The sequence below is a fragment of the Treponema sp. UBA3813 genome (genome assembly GCA_002368605.1).
Taxonomy (GTDB): domain Bacteria; phylum Spirochaetota; class Spirochaetia; order Treponematales; family Treponemataceae; genus Treponema_D.
The window spans coordinates 81,737-88,506 of sequence record DFEB01000037.1 but is presented as its reverse complement, the minus strand read 5'-3'; the positions used below and the strand labels follow the sequence as shown (position 1 = coordinate 88,506).

Genomic DNA, 6,770 nt, shown 5'->3' with positions numbered 1-6,770 from the left:
TGGGAAGCTTGGGGCAAAAAAGAATTCGGATCTCCATCTGCTGCTTTCGGTGCCGGTATCGCAACGCTTTTCGGCGAAAAGGGAACTCCTGTTTACAACACAATCAGCGCGCTTCTTACACTCGCTGTTTCTGTATTCGCACTCACATCTTTGGACTCTGCAACCCGTTTGAGCCGATTCATGTTCTCAGAGCTTTTCCTTAAAGATGATGAGCCAACATGGAAAGACGCAAAAAGCCCTGTCCGCAAGATTCTTGCAAATCCTTTCGTTGGAACTTCATTCATGGTAATCGTCGGATGTATCTTGGGCGGCCTCTCACTTTCTCAGATTTGGGGACTCTTCGGTGCTGCAAACCAGCTTCTTGCAGGTATCGCGCTCATGGCTGTAGCTGCATGGCTTGGTGAAGTCGGAAAGAACAACAAAATGTTCTTCATCCCTATGGTATTCATGCTCGCCGCAACACTCACAAGTTTGATTCTTACAGTAATCGGAAAAATCAAATTGATTGCAGGCCTTGTCGAAGGCAACGCTGCAATGTGGGGCGACTACTTCCAGCTCTTGTTTGCAGGTAGCATGGCAATTCTTGCAGTTGTTCTCGTCGTTGAGGGTGTCAAGACATTCTCAAAACAGTGCAAAAAATAAAAAAGCCGTAATGTGGTTTATTTTCCCCCGATTTTAGGTTATAATTTTTAAATCTAATCTTTGGGGGATTTTTTATGAAAAAAACTTTTTCTTTATATGCAAGTGCGTTGCTTTTTTCTTTGTCAATTGCGGCTTGTTCTTCTACAACTAAAGCATCTGCGGCGACTACAACAAAAAACGAAAGAGTTCCTTTTGCTCGCCCGGAATCAATTTCTGCAAGTCAACTTCCTGACGGCTTTGCATCGACAAATTTTTCTAGTAAAGTTGATTTTTCTTCAGCTAAAACTGTCAGCACAAAAGAAGAACTTCGTTCTGCTCTTCGAAAGGGTGGTGTCATTTATGTGAACGGCATGATTGACATGTCTGACGGAATGTTGCCAAGTGAGGGCGGAGCTTCAAATGCCGCATTGGATGCATTCGTAAAAAAACACAGCCGATTCTCTACCTATAAAGAATATAAAGATGCCTATGCCGCTGCCTGTACGACTTCAACAAATGATGACAGCAAGGGACCGCAAAGCTCGATGTATACTACTATGCATGATTTGAACTTGACTTACCGAGATGTGATTCAGGTGGCTATTCGAAGCAATACAATCCTTATCGGTCTTACAAGTGAATCTGGATTTTCTGGAGCTACAATCAGCATTAACGGTGTTTCAAATGTAATTCTCCGAAATCTCACCATTCGCGATGCTTATGATCCTTTCCCTCATCATGAGGCAAATGATGGCTACAATGCGCAGCACGATACTGTTGCAATCCAGGGATCTAAGAATATATGGGTTGATCACTGCACATTTGCTGATACGATTAATGTTTCTCATGTCCTTACGGCTGGCAAAAATGACAAAAAATGGCAGACTTTCGATGGCTTGTGCGACATTACGAACGGAAATGACAATATTACGATTTCTTATTGCAAATTCATGAATCACGACAAAACAATGCTCATCGGTTCAAGCGATTCTGAATCAATCAAGCCAGAAAACCGTCATATCACTCTTCACCACAATTATTTTTACAACTGTGGTCAGCGATTGCCTATGGTTCGCCTCACGACCGTCCACACATACAACAATTTCTTTGAGGTTGCCAAAGACGCTCCATACAAGAGCAATTACGCTCTCGGAGTCCGATATAATGCTTTGATTCAGTCAGAAAATAACTACTACGGTTCTGGAACGAGCTATTCTTTCTCAGGTTATTCTGGAAGCAAACAAGGAACGGTCTATTCAATCGGTGATATCGATAAAACAACGAACGGCAAGAAGACTGGTCAGTACAAGGTTTCAAAATCACCTTTGTTCACCATTCCTTACACTTATGCAACGATTACCGCGGAAGAAGTTCCTGACTATGTAAAGGCAAATGCCGGAGCAGGAATGATTCCTGTAGTTCAGTAGTTCACTGAATCTTTCGATAAAACATAAATAAAAAAAGCAAAAGCCCCTATGGTGATTTACTTTTACCACAGGGGCTTTCTGATTTATGAATTTTCTTTAATTATTCAAAAGACTAGAGGTTTGGGAAATGATATGTAACGCCAAATGAAAGGTTTGTGACTTTTTTGCTCAATGTGGTCTTGTAAGTGTCCTGCAAGTAATAATCCGTGTCGAAGTATTTTGCGAACAAGCCTGAGAAGGCAAGGGTTAACTCTTCTGTCGGATAGATTTCAACGCCAGTTCCGAAACAAACGCTGTCCAAAACCGGGTTAAATGTGCTGTTAGAGCCGTCTTTTGTTCCCTGTTTTCCGTACTGAATGCCTGCGCTGTAAGAAAGCCATTTGCAGATTTTCCAGTCCGCGCCAAGGGCGATTTCCCATGAGTTCGCATAGTCTGTTTCACCAAGAATCGAATTCTGGTCGGCGAATGTGTTGAAGTAATAGTTGAAGCTTGTGCTCAGGTATAGATTTTCCAAAGCCTGCCAGCCCGCTCCAAGATTCAATGCTGCCGGAAGGTCTGTGTGGAAAGTTTTTCCGTTTTTGATATTGAATTGCTCAGCGAGATTTCCATCAACATCTGTAACCTTGTATTTTACGGAAGATTTAGACTGGTACTGAACCGCCAAATCAACGACTTCAATCGGCTGCCAGTGGATTCCGAATACGCCGCTTACGGTGTAGCCGTTTGCCTTGTAAGAGATTTCGTTACTGCCGTTTCCGACTCCAGAAAAATAGTTTGACTTGATTGACATGGTTTGCGTTCCGTGAACATAGCGCAAGCCTGCGGCAAATGAAAGATTGTCGAGGAATTTGTAGGCTCCGCCAAGCTGACCGCCGTAAGTGATTGAAGTGACTTTGAGGGAGTGGTTATTTGCGATACCTGAAGTGGCGAGTGCACTGCCTAAAAATAACATTTTTGTCGCGCTTGTTCCCTCGCTGTATTCAAGGGAGCCGCCGCCTGCATATACGCCGAAGTTGCCGAAGATTGCGAACTTGTCGTGCTTGTAGACAAAATCTGCGTCCGGGTAGAGCCAGACCGTGGTCTCGTCATTTGAGTAGAAATCCAAGGCTGCATTTCCTGTGTTCAATTCATTTCCGTACTCTTTGAAGACGAACTGGTTTCCGGCTTCAATGTGAAGACCGTTTTTCATGAACGCCGTTCCTGCGATATTGTAATATGAAGCCTCCGGACGTTTTGCCTCGGTGTTGCGGCTTGGATTTCGCAGGTAGCCTGTGCTCATGTTAGTTTTGTTCTCGACTCCGCTCGCAAAAAGTAAGACTGAACCCATCACTGCAAGAAAGGCTGATGCGGCGATTCTTTTCATTTTGACGCTCCTTAAAGTGTGTAAAATTTGTGCGATATTATTTTGACATTTTAGAGATTTTTGTCATTTAAGTCTAGTATTGCATAAATTTTACAGAACTTGTATATTCTCTAGCCATCAAAAAAATGAGGTTTTTATGAAAAAGTTTTTTTTCTTGGTCAGTTTTTCTCTTATACTATCTTCCCTTTCTGCTCAGATGAAAAACAACACTTCCATTACATTTGCCGTTACTCCCACAAACAAAGATGAAAAAGATCATGTAAAATATGACGGAGCATATACTCTCGTCGAAAGCACTCTCTCAGACGACTACACGACTCTAGGCGGGAAGCTGTATTACAGGCTCAGTTCTGCCGAAAACACTGACGAGGAATCGCAAAAATTAGATGTAAAGCGGGCCTACGCAAAAATCCGGCCCTTTGGAACGAACATTTTTGAGGCTGCAATCGGAAAACTTTATTCGTATTATCTGACCGGAGGATATTTCTCGCTTACTGAAACTTACACGGGAGCGACCCGCTGGGGCGAAAGTGGGGTAGGGGCAAAGACAGAATTCAAAGGCTTCACGCTCGGCGCGGCTCTTCCTGTCACCGAAAGCTATGTCACCTTTAAAAAAAATTGGGGTGTCAACGGAGCGATTTCCTACAATTTTGCCGAGCTTTCAAAAAATCTTCCCCTTACTCTTGGAGCAGATTTGCTTTATTCTGCGACAGGCGATGATAATGAAGATGTAAACTCTGTTTCAGAAAAAGATTTTTCAGAATGCGTCTCCCTAAACTATTCAAAAAAGAATCTGTCAATTTTTAAGAATTTTTCGTTTTTCTTTGCTTTTTCCCACAATGTCCGTCCTTATGTAGCCCACACGGTTTTAAGTCCGGTCTCTGTGGTGAGCAGCAGTAAGTCAGAGCAATATGCCCAAGTCAAACGCTCGAATCTTTTCTCTCTGGCAATCCGGCCTACAATCGGAAGCGTAAAAATCACCAGCGAGAGCGAAATCGGTCATTCAGTCGAGGGCACAATGATTCCGTTTTACTCAGCCCTGCAACTTTATTTCCCTGTGGTCGGCGCCATTGCCTTAAAGCCCATGGCAGGATATTACGCCGCCTACGACACGAGCGATTCATCAAAATCTTTTGACACCTGGGAGTTTTATCCCCGCATTCTCTTTGAATTTGAAAAATGGACGGTGACGGCAGGCTGGGACACTTTCTACAAAGAAATCACTGACGGTGAATACCGCTGGCTTTGGACTGTGCCGATTACAGCCAAATACAAGGTCGGGCGATGATGCACAAGCGCTGGTAGCCCCGAAGTAGCCGAAGGGGTGCGCCAATAAATAATTGCACAAAAAACAGCCTTGTGATAAAGTAGGTAAGATTTTAGGTGCTCGCATAACAGGAAACTGGGGGCGAGCCTAACTGGGAATTGGGTGAGAATCCCAAGCAGTGCCGCTACTGTGTGAAGAGAAGCTGAATCAAGTTCAGAATGACAGCGTTCTTCGAGTCAGACACCAGCCTGAAGTTAATAAAAAGTCTTCTTCGAGACAAAGGAGTATTTACAAATGAACAAATGTTCAAAATTGGTCGCACTTGCTCTTGGTGCAAGCGCTCTCTTCGCTTCGGTTTTCACTTCTTGTGGCAGCACAAAAGTCGCTTCAAAAGACAAGGAAATCCTGGTCGTATCTTTCGGAACAAGCTACAATTCTTCCCGTGACCTTACAATCGGCGGAATCGAAAATGCAATCGCAAAAGCCTACCCTGATTACACAGTTGCCCGTGCCTTTACCGCAGACACAATCATCAAAATCCTTAAAGAACGGGAAAATCTCGTAATCGACAATGTGGACGAAGCTCTTGCCCGCGCCGCAAACAATGGGGTCAAAACACTGGTCGTTCAGCCAACCCACTTGATGGACGGCTTTGAGTACACCGACTTGCAGAAAACCCTTTCAAAATACGAGAGCAAATTTTCTAAGGTCGTCCTCTCAAAACCACTTCTCACCACGGACGAGGATTTTTCCCGCGTAGCTGACGCAATCACAGCCAAAACAAAGAAATTCGACGACGGAAAAACTGCAATCGTCTTCATGGGACACGGAACAGAGGCTGCTTCAAACGGCGTTTACTCTAAAATGCAGGGCGTTCTTTCTTCAAAAGGATTCGCAAACTACTACATCGGCACGGTTGAGGCGACTCCATCTGTTGAAGATTTGCGAAAAGAGCTTCACAAAAAAGCAACTTACTCAAAAGTCGTTCTCCTTCCCCTCATGGTCGTTGCGGGAGATCACGCCACAAATGACATGGCAGGCGACGAGGATGATTCATGGAAATCAATCTTTAAAAAAGCCGGCTACGATGTTGAGTGCGTTCTCGAAGGCTTAGGCCAGGACGAAACAATCCAGCAGATTTATGTAGACCACGCAAAATCAGCAATCGATTCACTTTAAATAATTCCAGCTCTGTGAGGAATTTAAAAGGACACTTCCCATGCGAAAAATCTTCGTACTTGCGATTTTTATTGCTCATTGCTCATTTTTCCTTTCGCCTTTGGACGCTCAGGTTGCTTCCAGTGATGAAATGCTTGTGCCGGAGAAGGTGGGGCGGGAGACTATGATTCCTGTCTCTGCTTCCGACATCGCTGACGGAGAATATGAAGTTGAGTCTGAGTCCAGCTCTTCAATGTTCAGAATCACAAAATCCCTTCTTTCTGTAAAAGAGGGGCAGATGAGCGTTAAAATCACCATGAGCGGAAAGTCCTACACGAAATTTTTCCTGGGAAGCGCACAGGATGCTTCTGACTCGAAAGGAAAGGGGGAGATTTTAGCCCAGAGCGATGAAAATGGCGCGATTTTCTTTTCTTTCCCGATTTCAGAACTTAATTCTTCTATTAAATGTGCCGCATTCAGCTCAAAAAAAGGCAAGTGGTATGAGCGGGAAATCCTCTTTGACGCTTCAAGCCTGCCCGAAAAATCCCTTTTTGTCTCCCCGGAGCGAAATCCTTCTCCCCTTAAAGACGGCTCTTATCTCGTAAAGGTCACGCTTTCTGGTGGCAGCGGAAAGGCAAAAATCACCAGCCCTGCAAAAGTCACCGTAAAGGACGGAAAGGCAGTCGCCATAATCGAATGGTCAAGCTCCAACTATGATTACATGAAGGTCAACGGAGAGAGGTTCGATGTGGACAAAAAAATCCTGGACAAGGGCGGAAACTCAACTTTCACGATTCCGATTTACGCTTTCGACCGGGAACTTCCTCTTTACGCCGACACCCTCGCCATGAGCAAAAGCCACGAGATTTTGTATTACCTTAACTTCGATTCAAAATCCGCGAAGAAGAAATTTTTTGGCTGGTAAGTTTTTTTT

General features: G+C 44.2%; 6 protein-coding genes and 1 riboswitch. Of the genes, 5 read left to right on the top strand and 1 reads right to left on the bottom strand.

The annotated features are described in order from the left end of the window. On the top strand, positions 1-642 hold a 642-nt coding region (locus tag B2089_RS06455), incomplete at its 5' end, for a carbon starvation CstA family protein (RefSeq protein ID WP_296686406.1). A 74-nt stretch (positions 643-716) separates the two neighbouring features. After that, positions 717-2,048: a pectate lyase family protein gene (locus B2089_RS06450; protein ID WP_296320968.1), complete on the top strand. Its 1,332-nt coding sequence runs from the start codon at positions 717-719 to the stop codon at positions 2,046-2,048. Positions 2,049-2,160: 112 nt separating this feature from the next. Here B2089_RS06450 and B2089_RS06445 read toward each other — a convergent pair whose 3' ends face one another. After that, positions 2,161-3,411, bottom strand: a complete 1,251-nt coding sequence (locus tag B2089_RS06445; RefSeq protein ID WP_296320971.1) for an OmpP1/FadL family transporter — start codon at positions 3,409-3,411, stop codon at positions 2,161-2,163. A gap of 136 nt (positions 3,412-3,547) precedes the next feature. Between B2089_RS06445 and B2089_RS06440 the strand changes: the two genes are divergently transcribed. From B2089_RS06440 to B2089_RS06430, 3 genes are all read left to right on the top strand, one after another. After that, positions 3,548-4,699 (top strand): hypothetical protein, encoded by a 1,152-nt coding sequence (locus B2089_RS06440; RefSeq protein WP_296320984.1) that lies wholly within the window; start codon positions 3,548-3,550, stop codon positions 4,697-4,699. Positions 4,700-4,775: 76 nt separating this feature from the next. Next, positions 4,776-4,944, top strand: a riboswitch (cobalamin riboswitch). Positions 4,945-4,972: 28 nt separating this feature from the next. Continuing rightward, positions 4,973-5,857, top strand: coding sequence for a sirohydrochlorin cobaltochelatase (locus B2089_RS06435; RefSeq protein WP_296320986.1), 885 nt, complete (start codon positions 4,973-4,975; stop codon positions 5,855-5,857). A 40-nt stretch (positions 5,858-5,897) separates the two neighbouring features. Further along, positions 5,898-6,761: a hypothetical protein gene (locus tag B2089_RS06430; protein WP_296320989.1), complete on the top strand. Its 864-nt coding sequence runs from the start codon at positions 5,898-5,900 to the stop codon at positions 6,759-6,761. Positions 6,762-6,770: the final 9 nt, after the last annotated feature.